The sequence below is a fragment of the Thalassolituus marinus genome (assembly GCF_020320395.1).
Classification (GTDB): Bacteria; Pseudomonadota; Gammaproteobacteria; order Pseudomonadales; family Oceanobacteraceae; genus Venatoribacter; species Venatoribacter marinus.
Genome location: NZ_JAEDAH010000090.1, coordinates 1,040 through 21,575, shown reverse-complemented (window position 1 = coordinate 21,575; position 20,536 = coordinate 1,040). Strand labels below are relative to the sequence as shown.

The 20,536-nt window shown below is 54.8% G+C and carries 23 protein-coding genes, 3 tRNA genes and 1 pseudogene; 12 read left to right on the top strand and 15 right to left on the bottom strand.

Annotated features, from left to right (window positions below; all coding sequences use genetic code 11):
- Positions 1-78: 78 nt before the first annotated feature.
- From I9W95_RS14050 to alaS, 6 genes are all read right to left on the bottom strand, one after another.
- Positions 79-155 (bottom strand) — tRNA-Arg (locus I9W95_RS14050).
- Positions 156-201: 46 nt separating this feature from the next.
- Positions 202-278 (bottom strand) — tRNA-Arg (locus I9W95_RS14045).
- A gap of 81 nt (positions 279-359) precedes the next feature.
- Positions 360-449 (bottom strand) — tRNA-Ser (locus I9W95_RS14040).
- A gap of 68 nt (positions 450-517) precedes the next feature.
- Positions 518-712, bottom strand: coding sequence for a carbon storage regulator CsrA (csrA, locus tag I9W95_RS14035; RefSeq protein WP_225675968.1), 195 nt, complete (start codon positions 710-712; stop codon positions 518-520).
- A 172-nt stretch (positions 713-884) separates the two neighbouring features.
- Complete coding sequence (locus tag I9W95_RS14030) at positions 885-2,117, bottom strand: aspartate kinase (protein WP_225675966.1); 1,233 nt, start codon at positions 2,115-2,117, stop codon at positions 885-887.
- A 158-nt stretch (positions 2,118-2,275) separates the two neighbouring features.
- A complete protein-coding gene (gene alaS, locus I9W95_RS14025; protein ID WP_225675964.1) occupies positions 2,276-4,903 on the bottom strand; it encodes an alanine--tRNA ligase in 2,628 nt (875 codons plus the stop codon).
- Between the two features lie 200 nt (positions 4,904-5,103).
- Here alaS and I9W95_RS14020 point away from each other — a divergent pair, with 200 nt between their 5' ends.
- The 5 genes from I9W95_RS14020 (at position 5,104) to I9W95_RS14000 (ending at position 8,885) form a co-directional block, all read left to right on the top strand.
- Complete coding sequence (locus tag I9W95_RS14020) at positions 5,104-5,307, top strand: YgaP family membrane protein (RefSeq protein WP_225675962.1); 204 nt, start codon at positions 5,104-5,106, stop codon at positions 5,305-5,307.
- A gap of 70 nt (positions 5,308-5,377) precedes the next feature.
- Entirely contained in the window at positions 5,378-6,343 is a 966-nt protein-coding gene (locus I9W95_RS14015; protein WP_225675960.1) for a hypothetical protein, read from the top strand.
- A 1-nt stretch (position 6,344) separates the two neighbouring features.
- Positions 6,345-6,569 (top strand): hypothetical protein, encoded by a 225-nt coding sequence (locus I9W95_RS14010; protein ID WP_225675958.1) that lies wholly within the window; start codon positions 6,345-6,347, stop codon positions 6,567-6,569.
- Between the two features lie 32 nt (positions 6,570-6,601).
- Positions 6,602-7,483: an alpha/beta fold hydrolase gene (locus tag I9W95_RS14005; RefSeq protein WP_225675956.1), complete on the top strand. Its 882-nt coding sequence runs from the start codon at positions 6,602-6,604 to the stop codon at positions 7,481-7,483.
- Between the two features lie 112 nt (positions 7,484-7,595).
- Positions 7,596-8,885, top strand: coding sequence for an NAD(P)/FAD-dependent oxidoreductase (locus I9W95_RS14000; RefSeq protein ID WP_225675954.1), 1,290 nt, complete (start codon positions 7,596-7,598; stop codon positions 8,883-8,885).
- Here I9W95_RS14000 and I9W95_RS13995 read toward each other — a convergent pair whose 3' ends face one another.
- The 4 genes from I9W95_RS13995 to I9W95_RS13980 all read right to left on the bottom strand — a co-directional run bounded on the left by I9W95_RS13995 (position 8,886) and on the right by I9W95_RS13980 (position 12,172).
- Positions 8,886-9,899 carry a helix-turn-helix domain-containing protein gene (locus I9W95_RS13995; protein WP_225675952.1) on the bottom strand — a complete coding sequence of 338 codons (1,014 nt, stop codon included), beginning with the start codon at positions 9,897-9,899 and terminating at the stop codon, positions 8,886-8,888.
- 152 nt (positions 9,900-10,051) lie between these two features.
- On the bottom strand, positions 10,052-10,549 hold the full coding sequence (locus I9W95_RS13990; RefSeq protein ID WP_225675950.1) for a regulatory protein RecX: 498 nt from the start codon (positions 10,547-10,549) through the stop codon (positions 10,052-10,054).
- Positions 10,530-11,567, bottom strand: a complete 1,038-nt coding sequence (recA, locus tag I9W95_RS13985) for a recombinase RecA (RefSeq protein ID WP_225675948.1) — start codon at positions 11,565-11,567, stop codon at positions 10,530-10,532. Before recA ends, I9W95_RS13990 begins: the two co-directional genes overlap by 20 nt.
- A 119-nt stretch (positions 11,568-11,686) precedes the next feature.
- Positions 11,687-12,172, bottom strand: a complete 486-nt coding sequence (locus I9W95_RS13980; RefSeq protein WP_225675946.1) for a CinA family protein — start codon at positions 12,170-12,172, stop codon at positions 11,687-11,689.
- Positions 12,173-12,432: 260 nt separating this feature from the next.
- On the opposite strand from I9W95_RS13980, the gene I9W95_RS13975 reads away from it, so the two are divergent.
- The 5 genes from I9W95_RS13975 to I9W95_RS13955 all read left to right on the top strand — a co-directional run bounded on the left by I9W95_RS13975 (position 12,433) and on the right by I9W95_RS13955 (position 16,067).
- Entirely contained in the window at positions 12,433-13,155 is a 723-nt protein-coding gene (locus I9W95_RS13975) for an AHH domain-containing protein (RefSeq protein WP_225675944.1), read from the top strand.
- Positions 13,152-13,730 (top strand): hypothetical protein, encoded by a 579-nt coding sequence (locus I9W95_RS13970; protein WP_225675941.1) that lies wholly within the window; start codon positions 13,152-13,154, stop codon positions 13,728-13,730. The genes I9W95_RS13975 and I9W95_RS13970 overlap by 4 nt, the downstream gene beginning before the upstream one ends.
- 196 nt (positions 13,731-13,926) lie before the next feature.
- Positions 13,927-14,838, top strand: coding sequence for a sterol desaturase family protein (locus I9W95_RS13965; protein ID WP_225675939.1), 912 nt, complete (start codon positions 13,927-13,929; stop codon positions 14,836-14,838).
- A gap of 90 nt (positions 14,839-14,928) precedes the next feature.
- On the top strand, positions 14,929-15,633 hold the full coding sequence (locus I9W95_RS13960) for an SDR family NAD(P)-dependent oxidoreductase (RefSeq protein ID WP_008645848.1): 705 nt from the start codon (positions 14,929-14,931) through the stop codon (positions 15,631-15,633).
- Positions 15,633-16,067, top strand: a complete 435-nt coding sequence (locus I9W95_RS13955; RefSeq protein WP_008645849.1) for a nuclear transport factor 2 family protein — start codon at positions 15,633-15,635, stop codon at positions 16,065-16,067. The genes I9W95_RS13960 and I9W95_RS13955 overlap by 1 nt, the downstream gene beginning before the upstream one ends.
- A 106-nt stretch (positions 16,068-16,173) precedes the next feature.
- Here the strand turns inward: I9W95_RS13955 and I9W95_RS13950 are convergent.
- Positions 16,174-17,229, bottom strand: a pseudogene (locus I9W95_RS13950) (transposase); the annotation flags it as partial.
- On the opposite strand from I9W95_RS13950, the gene I9W95_RS13945 reads away from it, so the two are divergent.
- Positions 17,110-17,562, top strand: a complete 453-nt coding sequence (locus I9W95_RS13945) for a M48 family metalloprotease (RefSeq protein ID WP_068595586.1) — start codon at positions 17,110-17,112, stop codon at positions 17,560-17,562. The pseudogene I9W95_RS13950 and the gene I9W95_RS13945 sit on opposite strands and share 120 nt — an antisense overlap.
- 3 nt (positions 17,563-17,565) lie before the next feature.
- Here the strand turns inward: I9W95_RS13945 and I9W95_RS13940 are convergent, their stop codons facing one another.
- Together I9W95_RS13940 and I9W95_RS13935 are read right to left on the bottom strand one after the other, a co-directional pair.
- Positions 17,566-18,600, bottom strand: a complete 1,035-nt coding sequence (locus I9W95_RS13940; RefSeq protein ID WP_054258074.1) for an AraC family transcriptional regulator — start codon at positions 18,598-18,600, stop codon at positions 17,566-17,568.
- A gap of 79 nt (positions 18,601-18,679) precedes the next feature.
- Positions 18,680-18,931: a helix-turn-helix domain-containing protein gene (locus I9W95_RS13935; RefSeq protein ID WP_225675970.1), complete on the bottom strand. Its 252-nt coding sequence runs from the start codon at positions 18,929-18,931 to the stop codon at positions 18,680-18,682.
- Positions 18,932-19,173: 242 nt separating this feature from the next.
- On the opposite strand from I9W95_RS13935, the gene I9W95_RS13930 reads away from it, so the two are divergent.
- Positions 19,174-19,518, top strand: coding sequence for a hypothetical protein (locus I9W95_RS13930; protein ID WP_225675937.1), 345 nt, complete (start codon positions 19,174-19,176; stop codon positions 19,516-19,518).
- Positions 19,519-19,659: 141 nt separating this feature from the next.
- Here the strand turns inward: I9W95_RS13930 and I9W95_RS13925 are convergent, their stop codons facing one another.
- Positions 19,660-19,992, bottom strand: a complete 333-nt coding sequence (locus I9W95_RS13925; protein ID WP_225675935.1) for a DUF6488 family protein — start codon at positions 19,990-19,992, stop codon at positions 19,660-19,662.
- Positions 19,993-20,020: 28 nt separating this feature from the next.
- On the bottom strand, positions 20,021-20,536 hold a 516-nt coding region (locus tag I9W95_RS13920; protein WP_225675933.1), incomplete at its 5' end, for a hypothetical protein.

Sequence of the window (20,536 nt, the reverse complement as noted above, 5' to 3'; positions counted from 1 at the left end):
GACCAAGCGCGAATGAACTCGAAAACGTATCAGATAAATTGGGAGTTTTTAGCTTCGGATAAAGCAGAAGAAAATGAGTGGCGCGCTCGGGAGGATTCGAACCTCCGACCGCCTGGTTCGTAGCCAGGTACTCTATCCAGCTGAGCTACGAGCGCGCATCATATTGTAACCACGGGGGACATCTAATCTTTGGGGATTAAATGGCGCGCTCGGGAGGATTCGAACCTCCGACCGCCTGGTTCGTAGCCAGGTACTCTATCCAGCTGAGCTACGAGCGCGCATCGTGGGGCGCGTATTATAGGTAGTTGGCATTAGCTGTCAACGTCTATTTTACGCATCTGCATGAAGCAGAAAGAACGTGGCGGAGAGAGAGGGATTCGAACCCTCGATAGGGGTAAACCTATACACCCTTAGCAGGGGTGCGCCTTCAGCCACTCGGCCATCTCTCCGGAGCACGGCGCGCATAATACCACGTTCATCGAAAATTCAAAGGAAAAATTTTAACGAAATTAAGGCGTTAGTAATTTCCGTTGGTTTCGTCGCCATCTTTCTCGCGCTGAATGCGCTGATAAATTTCTTCACGGTGTACCGCAACTTCTTTCGGTGCATTTACACCGATACGAACCTGGTTACCTTTTACACCGAGTACGGTGACGGTGACTTCGTCACCAACCATTAATGTTTCGCCTACGCGACGGGTCAAAATAAGCATAGGAGGTCTCCTGACATTCCTGTTCAAATCTAGGGTGCTATGGTGGCTTGCGCCGGTATCCTCACGTTCCCGTTTTCAGTATTGACCATTACAGTCAGTTTTGTAGGACTTGCTGAGAATTTTTAGTTATTAGAGGGCGCCAGTCATTGGCGCCCTGCGAGGGCTGGTCGAATTACTCTTCGGTTGCCTCTGCATCCAGACCGAATGCAGTGTGCAGTGCACGTACAGCCAGCTCCAGATACTTTTCAGCGATCACAACAGAGATTTTGATCTCTGAGGTCGTGATGGCCTGAATATTGATATTTTCATCAGCCAGGACTTTGAACATCTTGCTGGCCACACCGGCGTGTGAACGCATGCCCACACCCACCATAGACACTTTACAGATGTCATCAGTTCCGGTGACTTCGCGTGCGTTGATTTCTTCACCGATGGTTTTCAGCAGGCCCAGAGCTTTCTGATACTCGCTGCGGTTAACAGTGAAGGTGAAGTCAGTAGTACCATCTTCTGATACGTTCTGAACGATCATGTCCACTTCAATGTTGGCTTCGCTGACAGGAACCAGGATACGGGAAGCAACACCCGGAATATCCGGTACACCTTTAACAGTCAGTTTGGCTTCATCACGGTTAAACGCGATACCTGAAATTACTGGATTTTCCACGGAGCTGTTCTCCTCCATTGTGATCAGGGTGCCGTTGCCTTCCTTAAATGAAGAAAGCACGCGCAGCGGTACTTTGTATTTGCCGGCAAATTCTACCGAACGGATCTGCAGAACCTTGGAGCCCAGGCTGGCCATTTCCAGCATTTCTTCAAAGGTTACTTTTTCCATGCGGCGTGCCGCTGGAACAACGCGAGGGTCGGTGGTGTATACACCGTCAACGTCGGTATAGATCTGGCACTCGTCAGCCTTCAGAGCGGCTGCCAGCGCAACGCCGGTGGTATCAGAACCACCACGACCCAGCGTGGTAATGTTGTTGTCGTCGTCAATACCCTGGAAGCCAGCCACAATGACCACACCGCCGGCGTCCAGTTGCGCACGCATGGAGCTGGTATCGATGTCTTCGATACGGGCTTTCATGTAAGAGCTGTCGGTTTTAATACCAACCTGCCAGCCAGTGTATGAACGGGCATTAATGCCGCGCTTCTTCAGTGCCATAGACAGCAGGGCAATAGTCACCTGCTCGCCGGTGGATACCAGAACGTCCATCTCGCGTGGATCCGGGGTCTCCGAAATACCTTTTGCGAGTCCGATAAGGCGATTGGTTTCTCCGCTCATTGCCGACACGGCTACGACCATCTGATGGCCGGCGTCATGGAATGACTTAACCTTGTCTGCAACCGCTTCGATGCGTTCGATCGTGCCTACGGATGTGCCGCCGTATTTCTGTACGTATAACGCCATGATTGCTCTTAGGGGTTGACTGTGTGAAAGGGCGCAATTAAACAACAATTGATCAGTTCAGGAAAGATACCATCCCGGTTATTTGCATGAACTTTGGTCAATCATCGCCCACAAAAAAGCGGGCCGCAGCCCGCTTTCTGACGACAAGGGTGACTGAATCAGAGTACGGATTCAGCCCACTTGCCGAAGGCTGCCAGAGCGTCAGCGATACCTTCCGGTTTCTGACCACCCGCCTGAGCCATTTCCGGCTTACCACCGCCACGGCCGTCAACGTATGGCGCACACTCTTTCACTGCGTCACCGGCTTTGGCTTTACCGATCAGGTCTTTGCTGACACCCGCCAGCAGGGTTACCTTACCTTCGCTTTCAGAGGCCAGCATAATCACCGCGGAACCAAGCTTGTTCTTCAGCTGATCCATAGTGGTACGCAGTGCCGCAACATCAGCGCCGTCCAGCTGTGCCGCCAGTACCTTAACGCCGTTAACGTCTTGCGCCTGACCAGCCAGATCGGAACCAGCACTGGATGCCAGCTTGCCTTTCAGTGCTTCGATTTCTTTTTCCAGCAGACGGGTACGCGCCAGCATCTGTTCGACTTTGTCACCAACATTATCGGTGGAGCCTTTCAATGCGCGGGCAATACCGCTCAGCGTGGATTCTTCACGAGCAACAAAGTCCAGCGCTGCCTGACCAACCACCGCTTCAATACGACGGATGCCCGCAGCAATACCGCTTTCAGAGCTGATCTTCAGCAGGCCGATATCACCGGTACGCTTGGCGTGGGTACCGCCACACAGCTCAACCGAGAAGTTATCCACACCCATGCTCAGCACACGCACTTCGTCGTCGTACTTCTCGCCGAACAGTGCCATGGCACCGGAGGCTTTGGCATCTTCGATGTTCATCAGACGAGTGCTGACTTCGGTGTTCGCACGAATCTGGGCGTTAACGATGTTTTCGATTTGCACCAGTTCTTCGGCTTTTACGCCTTCCAGATGAGAGAAATCGAAACGCAGTTTGTCGTAGGTTACCAGCGAGCCTTTCTGTGCCACGTGCTCACCCAGAACCTGACGCAGAGCTGCGTGCAGTAAGTGAGTGGCAGAGTGATGCAGTGCCGTCGCCTGACGTTTTTCAGCATCGACTTCCGCCGTCAGCTGATCGCCAACCTTCACACTGCCTTCCACCAGCACGCCCTGGTGCAGGTGATTCTTACCTTCTTTGGTGGTGTCCGTAACCTGGAACACAACACCGCTAGCTTTCAGGAAGCCGCTGTCGCCCGCCTGACCACCGCTTTCTGCATAGAATGCAGTTTCGTCCAGCACCAGAATGGCTTCGTCACCAGCATTCAGAGTGTCTGCGGCTTCGCCATTAACGAACAGTGCTTTAACGGTGCCGGTGTTTTCCAGCTGCTCGTAACCGAGAAAGCCGGTCGCACCTTCAATTTCCAGTCCTTTGCCATAGTTACCGGCAAAGTTACCAGCGGCACGGGCCATTTCACGCTGCTTATCCATGGCGCTGTTGAAGCCATCTTCGTCGACTTTCAGGTCGCGTTCACGAGCAACGTCAGCGGTCAGATCCAGCGGGAAGCCGTAGGTATCATAGAGTTTGAATGCGGTTTCGCCCGGAATGGTGTCGCCGTCCAGATCAGCAATAGCATCATTCAGAATCGCCATGCCCTTATCGAGGGTTTTGGCAAACTGCTCTTCTTCCAGACGCAGTACTTTCTGTACGTGCTCCTGCAGAGTGATCAGTTCAGGGTAGGCGTCGCCCATCTGTTCAGACAGCGCTGGCACCAGCTTGTGGAAGAAGCCAATCGGTGCACCCAGCATATGACCATGACGGATAGCACGGCGAATAATACGACGCAGTACGTAACCGCGGCCTTCGTTGGATGGCAGTACGCCATCAACAATCAGGAAGCTGGTTGAACGGATATGGTCAGCAATTACACGCAGAGACTTGTTCTCGGTGTCTTTACAGCCAGTCAGCTCACCGGCGGCCGCCAGCAACGCCTGGAACAGGTCGATTTCGTAGTTGCTGTGCACGCCCTGCATGATGGCCGAGATACGCTCGAGGCCCATACCGGTATCAACAGAAGGCTTAGGCAGTGGAATCATCTCGCCATCTGGCTGACGATCGAACTGCATGAATACGTTGTTCCAGATTTCTATGAAACGGTCACCGTCTTCTTCCGGAGATCCTGGCGGCCCACCCCAGATGTGTTCGCCGTGGTCAAAGAAGATTTCAGTACATGGACCACAAGGACCGGTATCACCCATCGCCCAGAAGTTATCCGACGCGTAACGGGCACCTTTGTTGTCACCGATGCGAACGATCTTCTCTGCCGGTACGCCAACCTGTTTGTTCCAGATGTCGTAGGCTTCATCGTCTTCGGCGTAAACCGTCACCATCAGTTTTTCTACTGGCAGGTTCAGCCACTTGTCAGAGGTCAGAAATTCCCAGGCGAACTTGATCGCATCTTCTTTGAAGTAATCACCAAAGCTGAAGTTACCCAGCATTTCAAAGAAGGTGTGGTGACGTGCGGTGTAACCGACGTTTTCCAGGTCATTGTGTTTGCCGCCAGCACGCACACAACGCTGAGACGATGTAGCACGGGTATAGCTGCGCTGGTCTTTACCTAGGAAGCAGTCCTTGAACTGAACCATACCGGCGTTAGTGAACAGCAGGGTCGGGTCATTACCTGGTACCAGTGGGCTGGACGCGACAACTTCGTGTCCCTGGGAGGCAAAGTAATCAAGGAAAGCCTTGCGAATCTCTGAGCTTTTCATACGGCTGCGGGTATCCGGAAGCAGTTAATCTGTAAAAGTCCGGCAGTATAGCGGTTTGCAGAGCTGGCGCCGAGTCCCCCGCTGGTGTTTTCTGACGCCAATAGAGTCCGGCAAACAATCTGATATAAAAAATTACTTGACGACAGACCGACTTAAGATAACTATATAAGCATATTCTAATTTAGAGAAGGGTAATACCTATGAACGTCGATCGCTTTGTCTTTGCGTTTGCGGGTCTGATGATTCTGGTGTCTGTCGGCCTGTCCCAGGTGCACAGCGTGAACTGGCTCTGGTTCACAGCATTCGTGGGCGCCAACATGTTTCAGGCGGCTTTTTCAGGCTTCTGCCCTCTCGCTATGATTCTGAAAAAACTGGGCGTACAGCCAGGAAAGGCTTTCCAGTAATTCAGCCTGGCCGGATCTCACCCGGTCAAACACAGCACCCTAGTTATAATCGCCCTCCTCGGAGGGCATTATGCGTTTATTCTTTTTACTCTTTTTAGCTGTCGTACCCGCGCTTCACGCAGAAGACTGGCAACCATACGACTCGCAACTGCAGCAGTTTGACTATTCCGGCGACGCACTGCGCGAATACTGGCCGCTGCTGAATTCCGCTCCGGGCCTGCCTCATCCCGATCAGCAGTGGCTGACGGATTTCTTTGAACAATACCCAGCTGTCAGACAACTCAGCCTGGAACTTGCGGCTGAAACGGATGCGCCCGCGGCGCTGGTCGCTTTGCTGCACGGCGATAACGCACCACTGGCTCTGGCTGTCGCCGATGTCTGGCGCCTGCATTACCAGGGTAATTTCCAGCAGGCCTATGATCTGGGTATGTCTCTGGGGCCAGCAGGCGCTATTCCCGCCCTCTATTCCAAGCTGATGTACGCCACCTTACTGGTTGATGAGCGCGAAAGCCGTTTGCGATTGTTTAAAGAAGCGGCCGAAGCCTCAGAAAAACTGCTGCCTCTGGCCAGAGAAAATGCCTTCGCTCGATTCGGACTGGCCTATGCCCACGCCCGCACGCTGGAGATGCTCGACACCGGTGACGCGACCTCCAGTGGCTATCTCGGCCCAACGCAGCAAACCCTGTATGAATTAATCGAAGAAGATCCGGCCAATGCGATGTACCCGGCCATGCTGGGTGGCATTCATGCAGGCGTTGTTGATCGTGTGGGCTCTTTTATCGGTCGTATGACCTACGGCTCGACCGAGAAACGCGCGCTGAAGGCGTTCAATGATGCACTGAAAAATAATGATCAGCTGGCGGTTATTTATTACGAATACGCCAAAGCATTGGGACTGATGGATGCAGACGAGTACCATGACAAACGTCTGGAACTGCTCAGCCAGTGCACTCAACTGACAGTGTACAGCGCCGAAGAGGCGCTTAATCAAAAGGCATGTTCCGGCTTACTGGTAAAGCTGCAACAGGAACAATGACATGATTAATCCGTGGGTGATCGCCGCCATGATTCCGGCGATGGTGATCCTGATGGTCCATTTCGCCATCGGTCCGTTCGGCCACCCGACCCGTTTACACTGGCACATGCGCTGGCGCGCATGGCCAATGACCTTCAAAGCGCCACTACTCACACTGTCAGTGATATTACTGGCGGCGGGCACCAGCCATGCTCTGGGGCTATGGCTGTGGCCTGAGGGTAACTGACCACACTCACCCCATACTGAACAAGGCTGGCAATGGAACATTTCCGCATTCATAACGGCGACATACAACTGGATGTACGAGCGGCAGGGCCTGCCTGGGGGGAGGTCATGGTATTGCTGCATGGTTTCCCGGAATGCTGGAATACCTGGCGGCATCAGATTGGCCCACTGACCGCCGCTGGCTATCGGGTATACGTTCCCGATATGCGTGGTTACGGCCATTCCTCTGCACCCAAAGACTATCGCCGCTATGCACTGGACGAACTGATCACCGATATTGAGGCAATCCGCCAGCACAGCGGACGTGAGCAGATCCATCTGGTCGGCCACGACTGGGGCGCTGCAGTTGCCTGGTGGTATGCCATTCACCATGAGTCGGCTCTGCTCAGCCTGAGCATCCTCAATGTGCCTCACCCGGTGGCTTTCCTGAACACCCTGAAATCCAGCCCTCTGCAGATGCTTAAGAGCTGGTATATCTTCTTTTTCCAGCTGCCATGGCTACCGGAATGGCTGCTCAGACGTTCAGACTTTGCCATCCTTAAGACCATGCTGCAGAAGAGTTCATTACCGGGCTCATACACTCAGGAAGATATGATCCAGCTGACCCATACCTGGGCTCAACCGGGCTGCGCGCGCGGCATGGTGAACTACTATCGCGCGATGCTGCGCATGATCCGCATCCCTGAAAATGATGGCCGCTTATCAGTCCCGACCCGTATCCTCTGGGGCGAACAGGATATTGCTCTGTCGTTGCCCATGGCCAAAGCCAGCCTGGACTACCTGTCCGCCGGGGAGCTGGTTACCTACCCGGATGCCACTCACTGGCTTGCGCACGACAAACCCCAACAGGTGAGCGAACAGCTGATCAGCCATTTCCGTCAAAATACGCCGCAGAGCAAAAGCGAAACCGCTTAACTGACCGATAACCCGTCGACGAGAGCCAATATTGCACTTTTATGTACGAATGCGGCCACATATGACCGCATTGTCCGTATAATCGATGCAGTTTTTAAGTTCAGGAGTTCTTATGGAACGCATCGTCATCGTCGGCGGCGGGGCCGGCGGGCTGGAGTTAGCAACTCAGCTCGGCCGGGTTCTCGGTCGCCGCAAGAAAGCTCAGGTTGAGCTTATTGATGCGAATCCAACGCACCTGTGGAAGCCACTGTTACATGAGGTTGCCACCGGCGCTCTGGATTCGGGCATCGATGAACTCAATTACCGCGCACACGGTAAAGTACATGGATTCAGTTTTCAGCTGGGCAGAATGTCTGGTCTGGATCGGGCCAGCAAGGAGATTATCCTCAGCCCGATGACGGACGAACAGGGAGATATTATTGTTCCTGAACGTCGGGTCGGCTACGACACTCTGGTACTGGCCATTGGCAGTGTGACTAATGATTTCGGCACCAAAGGCGCCAAAGATAACTGCTTCTTCCTCGATAGCCGCCGTCAGGCTGAGCGTTTTCATCAAACGCTGCTGAATGAGTTTCTACGCGCCAATTCCAAAGAAGGTGATGAACCACAGGATCTGGAAATTGCCATTGTCGGCGCAGGTGCGACCGGCGTTGAACTATCGGCAGAGCTTTACAACACCGCCGAAGAGTTGGTCAGTTATGGTCTCAACAAGCTGACACCAGCGAACCTGAAGGTCAGTCTGGTGGAAGCCGGCCCACGCATTTTGCCTGCACTGCCGGAGCGTATTTCCGCTGCGGCCACGCATGAGCTGGAAAAGCTGGGGGTCAGCGTTCTTACACAGACGCTGATTACCGAAGCCACCGCCGAAGGCTTTCACACCAAAGACGGACGCGTTATTCCGGCACGGCTGATGGTATGGGCCGCCGGGGTTAAAGCACCGGACTTCATGGCAAACCTTGGCCTGGAAACCAACCGCGCCAACCAGCTGATGGTCAATGCCAGTCTGCAGACCGAAGACGAGAACATCTTCGCCCTGGGTGACTGCTGCTGCGTGCTGGACAAGGATGGTAAGCCTGTACCGCCTCGGGCCCAGGCTGCTCATCAGCAAGCCAGCCATCTGTTCAAGGCACTGAAAGCACGCCATCAGGGACGTTCCCTGCCGGAATTCGTATATCGCGACAAGGGATCTCTGGTATCTCTGAGCCGTTACAGCACCGTTGGCAGTCTGATGGGGAACCTGTCGAAAGGCTCAATGATGATCGAAGGCCGCCTGGCGCGTATCGTGTACGTTTCACTGTACCGATTACACCAGATTGCCTTACATGGCTATTGGCACACTTTACTGCTGACTCTCGTAGGTCACATTAATAAAGTGATCCGCCCACGCCTCAAACTGCACTGATCAGGCGTTACTCAGTGCATCGCTCTGCGCCTGGCGATAATCGCCGGGCGTTGCGCCTGTCCAGCGGCGAAACGCTTTGTAAAACGCGCTCGGCTCGGCATAGCCAACCATATAAGCAATTTCATATAACGGCGAAGATTCATCGCGAATAAGCTTCAGCGCCAGATTCTGACGACTTTCATCCAGCAACATCTGATAGGTCGTACCCAATGCTTTCAGGCGACGTTGCAGGTTGCGCACACTGATACCCAGCTGACCGGCAACATCTTCCTGCGCCACATGACGGCGTAGCAAACAGGCTTCAATAATGTCCTGCAATTCTGAATAGAGCGTCAGGTGCTCTGCCAGCTTCTGCTCCTTACGCTGCAATTCGCGCAACGTATTCGAATACACAAGCGCCTGATGATTCGGATTTAACTGCAACCAGGCAGCAGCTGAAACCGACAGTGATGCGTGCTCTCCACGTACAACCGGAATCGCCAGCAACGCTTCAGCGGCGGCAGTATCCAGCTCGTAATCCACCGTCATATTCAGATCGGCCGGAGAGCAGGCTGCGCCCAGCGTCTCCCGACACAATACCGTCAGGGCGGCCAGCGTCTGCTGTTTTTCAAATACTGTAAGCTCTGAACCATCCAGCGCTTTGGGTAACAGCTCGACGCCGGACTCGATCGATTTAATTTCGAGCGTCGCAATACCAACCGTACGATGGGCAAAACGAATAGCCGCGGGTAATCCCTGCGCAAGGTTCTCTGCGCAGCTGATTAACTCACCCATAGGCAAATGACGGGCTGCAAGATAGCAGCCAGTTTCAAACCCCAGCATCGTGCTTTCACGACCAGCGAATACTAACGCCTGAGCACTACGTAGCTTATCGGCACTCACCCAGGGTGGTAACGGACTGACATCAGATATCCCCAGTGACACCAGCACTGGAGCGACATCGATTCCCTGCTCATCCCAGAAGTTGAGTAAATGCTGCACCAGTACGATATCGACCTGGACAGTTGGGCCCATATCCTCCCCCAGCACCATTATAATTTTTCCCCCGGTCTCCGCCGGATTAACAATTGTTCTTTTATCAATAACAACTGTCGATCATCGGATTGACTGAGAAAGGTGTCAATAGACTGAGGCGACAGGTCCCGGTTTGGCAGGAAAAAGGCAGTTTAGTCAGTAAAAGTTGTATCTTCACCCGTGCTTATACGAGCCATAGCGAACTGAATCTGACCAGTAGTAAACCCACGATAGGCGAGAAAGCGGGCCACCTTCGCTTTGAGTTTCATGTCACTCAGATCGGCATGCAGGCCAAACTTGCGTCGAGCAACGTCCAGCGCCTTTTCATTCCAGTCGGTATCCTGATCTGCGAACGCATCTTGAATATCATCACTGGCTACGCCTTTGCTGCGTAAATCGTGCTTCACTCTGACCGGGCCATGGCCACGATTAATTCGACTGTTAACGAAGGTTTCGGCAAAACGGGAATCAGACTGCCAGCGTCGCTCGGCAAGTTCATCCAACAGCTGGTTGAGCTCGTCGACGGATGCGGCTTTAGGCAGAAGCTTACGATGCAGCTCCTGGCGGGAATGATCACGCCGGGACAGCAGATCAACCGCTGCCCGGCGCAATTCAGGTAAGGTCAGCGGATCAGGCTTCTGCTTCTTCATCCACTTCGCTGTCTTCTGTGCTGGCTGCAGTAACCGTCAGCAGCTGAGCACGGATCTGTGCTTCAATTTCGGCAGCCAGTTCTTTGTGTTCATCCAGATAGGCTGCAGCATTGGCCTTGCCCTGGCCAATTTTGTCGCCTTTATAGCTGTACCAGGCACCGGACTTATCAACCAGGTTGCACTTCACACCCAGGTCGATCACTTCGCCCATGTGGTAAATGCCCTGACCATACATAATCTGGAACTCTGCCTGTTTGAACGGTGGGGAAACCTTGTTCTTAACCACTTTTACACGGGTCTCGTTACCCACTACTTCATCACCCTGTTTCACCGAGCCAGTGCGACGAATATCCAGACGAACGGAGGAGTAGAATTTCAGTGCGTTACCACCAGTAGTGGTTTCAGGGCTACCGAACATCACACCGATCTTCATACGAATCTGGTTAATGAAAATCACCAGACAGTTAGCGTTTTTCACATTACCGGTGATTTTACGCAGTGCCTGCGACATCAGACGGGCCTGCAGACCAACGTGGCTGTCGCCCATTTCGCCTTCAATCTCTGCTTTCGGGGTCAGAGCAGCAACCGAGTCAACGACGATAACGTCTACCGCGTTGGAGCGAACCAGGCTGTCACAGATTTCCAGCGCCTGCTCACCGGTATCCGGCTGAGACACCAGCAGAGTATCCAGATCTACACCCAGCTTTTCAGCATACAGAGGGTCGAGTGCGTGCTCAGCATCGATGATGGCAACGGTTTTACCGGCTTTCTGCGCCTGCGCCATAACCGACAGACACATGGTGGTTTTACCGGAGCTTTCCGGACCGTAGATTTCTACGATACGACCAACAGGCAGACCGCCGATGCCGAGTGCGATGTCCAGCCCCAGAGAACCAGTAGAAATCGCCGGAATGGCTTCGCGTGGCTGCTCACCCATTTTCATAATGGCGCCTTTACCAAACTGGCGTTCAATCTGGCTCAGTGCCGCATCAAGTGCTTTCTGCTTATTCGCGTCCATTAGTCTGTCCTGTATTGAGGCTGTGGTGGAGACCCTGTGATCCCAACCAGTTAAATCACTGTAAATTTAACCAGTATTTAAGCACAGCTTATTTCTGTCGCCAACCCCTCTTTTACAACTCAGCAACAGAGCCAGCGACAAAGCCCGCGAATGCCATGTAATACCGCCTGTTCGCGCACAGACTCACGGTCTCCGTCAAAGTGACAGCACTCGGTAATCTGCTGGTCTTCATTGCCCCAGGCGAACCAGACCGTGCCAACAGGTTTTTCCAGCGAACCGCCGCCCGGGCCTGCGATACCACTCACAGCCACTGCCAGATCCCCCAGACTGTTGTTCACTGCACCGGCAACCATTTCCCGTACGGTCTGTTCGCTGACCGCACCGAACTCTTCGATGACCAGTGGTGAAACATCCAGATAGCGGCTTTTGGCCTCATTTGAGTAAGTCACAAAGCCGCATTCAAACCAGGAAGAGCTGCCTGCAACATCGGTTAATGCACTGGCGATGCCACCACCGGTACAGGATTCTGCGGTCACAACCCGCAGATTCCGGGCCGTCAGCATTTCTGCCAGTGCCTGAACTGAAGCTAACCGTTCAGCGTCCATTTTTTTATCCTCGCCGAATCACATACAATCGCCCTTCAGATTAACACAAGGACATCCGGAAATGACTCAGGCTACCGCCAAACACACCCCTATGATGCATTGGTGTTAGACTTTTGATTTTAAAGGACTTTTAATCACTCAATCGTAAATACTACACCATACATTACACTTTTAAATACTCAGTTACTGGCTCCAGTCTTTCACTGAGAAACGCAAAGCCTGTACACTCCGGTCCTACTGCTTATCCTCAGGACACAGGTATGGAAACCTTTGAGCAACCCCCAGCACCCAATAGCCCTCCGAGAGCGGCCTCACCTCTTGAAGCCGCAATTTATGAATATGAGCAGAGAGCTGCCAAGTATCACAAAGACGTTCTGGCAACGAATAGTCAGCGGCATAGCCCTGAAAAACTGAAAAAGCTTCGGGAAAAACACAGAGCCGACCTTGACGCCCTCAAACTTGAGCGCCACCGCATCAAGGCTCTGGCACAGATTCAACAAGGTCTCGAAGATTACCGAAAGCAGTGCAAGACATCTTCCGCTAAAACTCTTATGAAGGAAGACTACCACCCGACTGCTTTGCTCGCAGACAACTTAAGAGCTGTTGGTGAACCAAAACCTGCTAAGTCCTATGAAGCTCACCACATAATTCCCGGCAAGGGTCAGTATCGACAGACTGACCTGTACTTTGCCCGCCTGTATATGCACGTCGCCGGGGTTGGGATTAACGACCCAAGAAATGGATTGTGGATGCCAAGTAACAACTGTGATCGAGGCCACTGGGGTGCCCCTAAATGTCCTTCACACAAAGAAATCCACAGGTACAACTATGAGACTTGGATAGTTCATAATTTCGGCCTACACGAGATACCTGAAATGGTATTGATACAAAAGCTTAAGACAGTGAAGCAAGAGATACTCTCAGGCATGCTTCCTTCAGAAGTCTTGAAACCGAAAAATGTTCAATGGGATGGAGCAGCATGACTGTTTATCAAGTCAAAGGGGATACCCTCAGATACCAAGCGGTCCACTTAACACCTATGGACATAATGGACCAAATCAGTGACGACGCTGACGAGATGACTTACCTAAGGTTCCCTATGCGTATCACTCCCATTAAGGATATATGGGTAAACTTCAAAACCAGTTTTTACAAAGAATCACCCAAAGCCGACGATCTGCCTGACGTCATGATCTGGCTGGGTGGCGTATTATGTATGACACCGAAAGCTAAAAGCTTACTTGAAGAAAGCTTAACACCTTGCGGTGAATTCCTACCTATAACAATTGATAACAGCCCTTATTACTTCTTCCACTGCACAACCTACGGCAAGGAAGACCCTGAGCTAACATTGAATGAATATTCAGATGGAACCTTGATTGGCCTTAAGCACTTGGTATTCCTTGAATCAGATATCGCAAGTAAGACAGTATTCCTCTCAGAACGCTCACGCAGTTCAATTATTTATTGCACCAATAGCTTCAAAACTTTGTGTGAAACCCATGATCTTAAGGGCCTTATCTTTGATGAAAAACTGCTCAATCCATTCATTGAGTAATGCATTTGGAGTCTGCAGCATAAAAACCTGGCAGTATCGCCAGGTTAAAAGGAAAGCGAATCGAAAGCCGAGTTATGGTCATTTCTGGTGTACGGGGAGATAGAAGGATGGCGTATCCTGTTGATTGATTCCGGCAAGAGTGATACACAATGGAGAGAATGCTAACAGTCAATACATCGTGCGAATCGAGGAGCTTATGGAAACGCTGGACTGGTGGGCCAAATACATCTTCTACATCGCCATCCCCTATTTTCTGGTCCTGATGGCCTGGGAGTGGTTCGCCCTGCGCCGCGCCAAGAGCAAGGGCAAAAGGGGCTACGAGATCAAGGACAGCAGCGTCAGCATCTCGCTGGGCCTGATCAAGCTCGGCATGCTGGCCCTGTGCGCAGGCTATACCGGCTGGCTGTTTGCTTTCGTCTATGAACATCGCCTGTTCACGCTCTCGCCCCTCGTCTGGTGGACCTGGGTGCTGCTGTTCTTCGCCGACGACTTTACCTATTACTGGTATCACCGCAGCGCGCACCGTTGCCGCCTGTTCTGGATGGAGCACGTCAATCATCATTCCAGCGAGCACTACAACCTCAGTACTGCGCTGCGCCAGTCGACCCTGGGCCCGGCGTATACCTTCGTGTTCTACCTGCCGCTGGCCTTCGTCGGCTTTCACCCGCTGGCGATTGCGGTGCAATTCGGCATCAGCCTGATCTACCAGTACTGGATCCACACCGAGGCCATCGACCGCCTGGGCTTCCTCGAAAAGTTCATGAACACGCCCTCGCATCACCGCGGCCACCACGGCAGCAACGGCATCTACATCGACAAGAACTACGCTGGCATCCTCATTATCTGGGACAAGCTGTTCGGCACCTTCCAGGAAGAGCGCCGCGACGTCCCGGTGAAATACGGCCTGGTGCACGACCTCAAGACCTTCAGCCTGCCCACCGTGATTTTCCACGAGACCGCCTTCATGCTGCGCCAGGTCTGGAACGCCAAGGGCTGGCGCAACAAGCTGGGCTGGATTTTCGGCCCGCCGGAGTGGTCGCCGGACGGTCCGCAATATCCGCCGGATCACCCCTACTGGCAGACGCAAGCGGCCACCAAGGCAAGCTGAAATCGCCGGCATGCGGGCTCACACGATTGCAGGATTCGCCCGCACATTGCCGTCTGCTTCAATAAACCAGATTCCTCATACGGAAACGCCATGCGCTTCGACAATCAGGTGGTGATGATTACCGGCGCGGCCGGCTCTCTCGGCAAGGCGGTTGCCGCAGGCTTTGCTGCTGGTGGCGCCAGGCTGGCGCTGGCCGACGTCAGCGAGGCCGTGCTGCAACAAGCGTATCCCGGCACCGCCGACACACGCCTGCTGCTGCCGGCCAACCTGCTCGACTCTGCCTCGGCGCAGAATGCGGTTAACGCCGCGATGCAGAAGTTCGGCCGTCTCGACGCCCTCTGCAACATCGCCGGCGGTTTCGCCATGGGCACCCCGGTGCATGCCACTGCGGCAGCCGACTGGCAAAAGATGCAGGACATCAACGTCGGCACCCTGCTCAATGCCGTGCGCGCCGCGGTACCGGCGATGCTGGCGGGCGGCGGCGGGAAGATTGTCAACGTCGGCGCTGGCGCCGGCCAGAAAGGCGTGGCGCAGATGGGGGCCTACAGCGCCTCGAAGAGCGCGGTGATCCGCATCACCGAAGCCATGGCCGGCGAACTGCGCGAGCAGAACATCAACGTCAACTGCGTGCTGCCCAGCATCATCGACACGCCACCGAATCGCGCCGCGATGCCAGACGCCGATCCGAAGAAATGGGTCGCGCCGGGCGATCTGGCGGCAGTCATCACCTTCCTCTGCTCCGAGCAGGCGCGCGCGGTGCACGGCGTCGCGCTGCCGGTCGTGGGATTGAGCTGATGAGCGGCAAGACGCGCGAACAGCAGCTCGACGAACTGCTCGACAAGCAGGCGATTTACGAGCTGATCATGGCCTACTGCAACGCTGCCGACCGCCACGATCACGTCAAGATGCGTACGCTCTATCACGAGGATGCGATTGACGATCACGGCCACTTCGCCAAGGGCCTGGCGATGGAATTCATCGACAAGCTGCCGGAAATCCAGAAGGCCATGGAAATCCTGCATCACAACGTGACGACCGTGAACCTCAAGCTAGCCGGCGACCGCGCCGAGGGCGAGGTCGGGTATAGGAAGTTCAACCGCCCTTTTTTGCGAGTCTGGCAGGTAGGAAGCGGCCGCGCAAGCGCCGCTTTGGGCACAGATCGGGCACAGATCGGGGGTTCATGCGTGGGTTTTCGACATCGCGGGGCCACGCAGCGGCTCAGTGCGTAGCCATTTCTCACCGAATCCCGGCACAGGGCCGAGCGCAGCCCTGCGGGGTCGTGGCCGCATCGGATCGGACTCTGGCTTGGCTGCCGGCTGCGTGGCCGGCACCTCGTCACGCGGCCGGCGGCGGGGCGCGCGCTGCGGGCCGGTAGTGCGCTTGCTCCAGCGCGCCGTGTTTCTCGAAGTGGGCGAGGATGGCGCGAATGGCCTTGGGGTCTTCGATGCTGGCGACGATCCGCACCGCGCCGCCGCAGTTGGCGCAGGTGGTGACGTCGATGGAAAAGACCCGCTTGAGCCGTTGCGCCCAGCTCATCGCACGGCGCTTCTGCTCGGGGCTGCGCGGTTCGTCGTGGGCGCTGACGTCCACCGGCACTGCATCGCTCGCAGGCCGCTTGCCGCGCCCCGATGGCGTCAGCTGCGCGCGCAGGTTTGCATTCGGGGCGAATACGCCGTGGAAGCGGGTGAGATGCGCGCGAGGTGGCGGGACCAGTGCCGCCAGCTTGGCGATGAAGTCCACCGCATCCCATTCGACATGCGTGGTCCCATTGCGCCACGGCGTCTTGAGCTGGTAACGCACCCTACCCTGCGGTGAGATCGACAGCCGCTGCTCGCTGATCGCCGGGCGCGTGATGTAGCGGCACAGCTTTTCGAGCTTGTGGCTCTCGTGTGCTTCCGCGGCCACGCCGGCATGCAGCGAGAAGCCGCCGACCTTGCCGGCATCGCCCTCCAGCGAGCCTGCGTCACCGGGCAATGTTTGCAGCGTGACGACCTTGCGGCCAGCGTCGCGACCGGTGGCGATGCGGTAGGTCATCGAACTCATCCGCAGCCCATCCATGCCGTCGTCGCTACCCGCGCTGTCGGACAGGAACACGGATTCGTCTTCGCCTTCGAGCCAGCCGCGGCGCGACAGGTGCCGGCACACGCGATGCGCGATGGTGTTGGCGAGCTGCGTCAGTTGCGCAGAGGTGGGGGCACGGGCGCGGCGCAGGCGCGGCTTGCGCCGCGGGGGCTCGACGTTCGCGTCGTACACGCCGTCGAGCCACAGCATGTGGAAGTGAACATTCAGGTTCAGCGCGCTGCCGAAGCGCTGGATCAGGGTCACCGCACCGCATTGCGCCGTATCCCGCGGCACGCCGGCCTGATCGGCAAGCCAACCGGCGATCAGCTGGCATTGACCCTGCTGACCGGTAATGCCGGCAGCCTGTCTACGGCCTTTGCCACCGTGGTCCAGCGCGGCTATTCCCGGCAGGCGGAAACGCTCGCCGACGGACATGCCATCGCCGCAGTGAAGAAACTTTATGGTCACGCCGGCGGCGGCGCTTCGGTATTCGAGACTTTTGCGGCTTATCACACCGAACACGGCGGTGAAGCACCGTCCCTGCTCTCGACGCATCCGCTGGACGCCGAGCGCATCGAGCGGCTGCGGCAGGCCGCCGCGGATTGGGACCCTGTCCGTCAACCCCTGCGGCCACTGGCCCTGCCCATGCCGCCCCCTCAGTAAGGCTCAACCGGCCGCCGCCTGTCGCGTACGTGCCGGCGCGTGCCCGGTCCAGCGCTTGTAGGCACGCGCAAAGGCGCTCTGCTCGGAATACCCCAGCAGAAAAGCGATGTCCGTGAGACTCAGCGAGGCATCTTCCAGATAGCGTTCAGCCATTTCCTTGCGCACGCCATCGACCAGCTGGGTAAAACTTTCACCATGCTCCTGGAGCTTGCGCTGGAAGGTCCGTGGCGAGACGTGCAGCGCCGAGGCGACATGACTCAGCTCCAGTTCGCCATCTCCCAGCCGCTGCGCGATCAGGCGGCGGGCGCGGACCAGCGGATCGTCCGTGCGCGTGAGCGTCAGCAATTGCTGCTGGGCCAGGCGATCCATCAACTGGCGCATGGCGGGGTCCGGCTGGATCAGGCCCAGTCCCTGCCACGACTTCGGCACGATCATGCGGTAACTGTCCTGCCGGAAGCGTATCGGGCAGGCGAACACACGGCGCTGCTCGTCCAGGCGCTGCGGCGCCTCGTATGTGAAATCGACGCCCAGCGGAGAGATCGCCTGTCCGGTGATCCAGCGCACAAAAGTCAGCATGCCGGCGAGATTGAACTCCGCAAGCTGGCGGTAGCGGAGATCGGTCGAACGGTTCCAGCTCAACACGATCGCTTCGGCGTCGATCCGCACGTCCACCGGCGCAACGGTGATCACCAGCCCCTGATAGCGCTGCTGGGCGAGCATGGCCTCGCCCAGGGTCGTACAGGCCATGGCGACATAGCCGAGAACGCCGTAATGCCCTGGCCGGATGTGCTCGGCAACATGCACGCCGAGATCAGGATCCTGGGCCAGCACGGCGGCGCGATTGAACAATTCAGCCGCCTCCAGCTCGCTGACGCGCGCATCGCGGTCGTTGAGATCCACGTTCAGGCTCCGCTGCAGTTCGGTCGCATCGATCTGCCGCAGGCGCAAATAGTCGAACAAGGCCAGCAGATAGCTGACCGCGGTGCTGGGCGCGAGGGCCGCAGGGTCGTCGACTCCGGTCTTGGCGCGTGCTGTCATACAGATTGTCGTGCGGGGTCAAGCGGCAAGTGCCAGAAACAGCCTTAATCGAACGTAACCACCACACCAAACATGCAAGTTACTTATTAGCGCGACTTCCTGATCCAATTTCACTCAACCCTTCCGCAGGATCAACCCCGAGCGCTTTGCAGTATCGGACATACTCGACGACATCCAGACGTCTCTCGCCCTGCTCAGTTTTACCGACGAAGGAATGCGGAGTGTCGAGCTTCTCAGCCAACTCTCTCATTGTCATATTCTGACGCTCTCTGCAGCTTTTCAGCCAAGCCCTCAAGCGATCATGTTCCGGGGAATTCAATGATTTAAACATTGTTCCCATTCTAGGTACGCGATACCATGTACCCGTTTCAGGTACAAGATCAGCATAGGACCTGAAGTAACACCCTTGATCAAAAATTAAACGGCAATCAGATAGAGCATCGAATAAAAGATCCATCTCGCAGCACCGACCAGAGATACAGGGCATGCAGAGTTGATAGCATCTTGAGGTTGAGTTTCTAAGAACTCACAAGCGATATCCTTGCCCGCAAACATATTGAATGGAGAATCAGAATGAAAAAACTGGGAGTTGTCGTTGCTTTAGCTGGAGCACTCATGGGATGTAGTGATCCAGAACCCAACGTCGAAATTGAAACCTTCAACAGAGTGAACGAGCTGTTTGGCGTCAAATATGTCGAAGTTAAGGTTAAGGCTATTCAGGATCAGGTGACGGTCGAAGACATAATCGTAAATAAAGGCAACTGCAAGATTGAAAATCTTAACGGCTTTACCAGAAAACCGATTATTCCGAAGCAGCTGAAGTTTGGGGAGTCCGTGTCCGTAGCATTTACTGCCCCATGCGAAGCCACCCAAGTCGATGTCGTCACGAGCGACGGAAGCTGGACTGTTTCGTACTAATGAATATCCAATCTGGCAAGCACATCCCACAGGAAGCGCCTGCCAGATTTAATCAAATTTGAGTTCGTTCCAGGCGGCTGGCAATAAAACTGATAAAACCTCAGTTTGTTCCAAAAGTAGCAAGTCTCAATCCATTTGGTCTCAAAATGGGTATACCTTAGATACGTCAGGAACCTCCCCGTTTACCAGTACTTTGACGTATACCTTTTCTTCAGAGCCGGCTTTAGTGATTTCGACAACATAGAATCCAGGTCCGCTTTCTTTCAGAACGACCTGATCTTTGCTGATACTCTGCCAACTGCTATCCAGTTGTCCTGCTGTAAATCCATAATCGCGTATTGTCATTTTCTGCACTACGCGGGCTGCCAGCCCCATGGCGCCTCGCTCATCAAGCATGCCGTGGTCGCCGTGGGCTTGCGCAGTTCCGCTGAATGCAGACAACGTCAGAAGGGCGGATAGTAATAATGCTTTCATAGAGTGACTCCTGTTACTTGTTAGCGATTTACATCGCATGAGGATTTTCGTACTGACCTTCAAAAAATAGCTGAATGGTGATGTCTTGTTGACTATCGTTGCGGAAATACCAGCCATGGGTTCCCGCAAACGGCGCCGTAAAACTGCCTTTCATTTCACTAGTTGTGGCAATGGCATAACTTTTAAAATAGCCACTGGGATCGTTAAAGGGTTCGCCGTGAGTATCAACATAAATACTGGCACCATCGGTGATCCATTCAAAATCAACCTGACCGCCTTCTGTCACTTCCAGTTTGAACTCTTTACCGCTGCCAGCCGGGATAACCAGGGTGGTCAAACCATCCATATTCGCTAAGTTACTCAGGGCTGACGGTGCTTCATTCAGTTTCTCCGGTGACAGCGCGGTTAAGCCCAGCTGAGTACCAATGCCGGTCGGATCTATATTGTATTCCGCTGGCATAATGACGATAACCAGCGTAAGTAGTCCAGTCGCAAATGCGGCCAGTGTGGCCAGCCAGAGCTGTTTGGCCGGAATCTGTGCGTT

Coding starts and splice junctions, on each gene's coding strand:
- I9W95_RS13960 (WP_008645848.1), top strand. CDS start 14,929: ATGCGCTTCGACAATCAGGTGGTGATGATTACCGGCGCGGCCGGCTCT.
- recA (WP_225675948.1), bottom strand. CDS start 11,567: ATGGACGCGAATAAGCAGAAAGCACTTGATGCGGCACTGAGCCAGATT.
- alaS (WP_225675964.1), bottom strand. CDS start 4,903: ATGAAAAGCTCAGAGATTCGCAAGGCTTTCCTTGATTACTTTGCCTCC.
- I9W95_RS14030 (WP_225675966.1), bottom strand. CDS start 2,117: ATGGCGTTATACGTACAGAAATACGGCGGCACATCCGTAGGCACGATC.
- I9W95_RS13930 (WP_225675937.1), top strand. CDS start 19,174: ATGAAAAAACTGGGAGTTGTCGTTGCTTTAGCTGGAGCACTCATGGGA.
- I9W95_RS13990 (WP_225675950.1), bottom strand. CDS start 10,549: ATGAAGAAGCAGAAGCCTGATCCGCTGACCTTACCTGAATTGCGCCGG.
- I9W95_RS13980 (WP_225675946.1), bottom strand. CDS start 12,172: ATGGACGCTGAACGGTTAGCTTCAGTTCAGGCACTGGCAGAAATGCTG.
- I9W95_RS13925 (WP_225675935.1), bottom strand. CDS start 19,992: ATGAAAGCATTATTACTATCCGCCCTTCTGACGTTGTCTGCATTCAGC.
- I9W95_RS13995 (WP_225675952.1), bottom strand. CDS start 9,899: ATGGGCCCAACTGTCCAGGTCGATATCGTACTGGTGCAGCATTTACTC.
- I9W95_RS14015 (WP_225675960.1), top strand. CDS start 5,378: ATGCGTTTATTCTTTTTACTCTTTTTAGCTGTCGTACCCGCGCTTCAC.
- I9W95_RS13975 (WP_225675944.1), top strand. CDS start 12,433: ATGGAAACCTTTGAGCAACCCCCAGCACCCAATAGCCCTCCGAGAGCG.
- I9W95_RS13955 (WP_008645849.1), top strand. CDS start 15,633: ATGAGCGGCAAGACGCGCGAACAGCAGCTCGACGAACTGCTCGACAAG.
- I9W95_RS13940 (WP_054258074.1), bottom strand. CDS start 18,600: ATGACAGCACGCGCCAAGACCGGAGTCGACGACCCTGCGGCCCTCGCG.
- I9W95_RS13970 (WP_225675941.1), top strand. CDS start 13,152: ATGACTGTTTATCAAGTCAAAGGGGATACCCTCAGATACCAAGCGGTC.
- I9W95_RS14000 (WP_225675954.1), top strand. CDS start 7,596: ATGGAACGCATCGTCATCGTCGGCGGCGGGGCCGGCGGGCTGGAGTTA.
- I9W95_RS13965 (WP_225675939.1), top strand. CDS start 13,927: ATGGAAACGCTGGACTGGTGGGCCAAATACATCTTCTACATCGCCATC.
- I9W95_RS14010 (WP_225675958.1), top strand. CDS start 6,345: ATGATTAATCCGTGGGTGATCGCCGCCATGATTCCGGCGATGGTGATC.
- I9W95_RS14020 (WP_225675962.1), top strand. CDS start 5,104: ATGAACGTCGATCGCTTTGTCTTTGCGTTTGCGGGTCTGATGATTCTG.
- I9W95_RS13935 (WP_225675970.1), bottom strand. CDS start 18,931: ATGTTTAAATCATTGAATTCCCCGGAACATGATCGCTTGAGGGCTTGG.
- I9W95_RS14005 (WP_225675956.1), top strand. CDS start 6,602: ATGGAACATTTCCGCATTCATAACGGCGACATACAACTGGATGTACGA.
- csrA (WP_225675968.1), bottom strand. CDS start 712: ATGCTTATTTTGACCCGTCGCGTAGGCGAAACATTAATGGTTGGTGAC.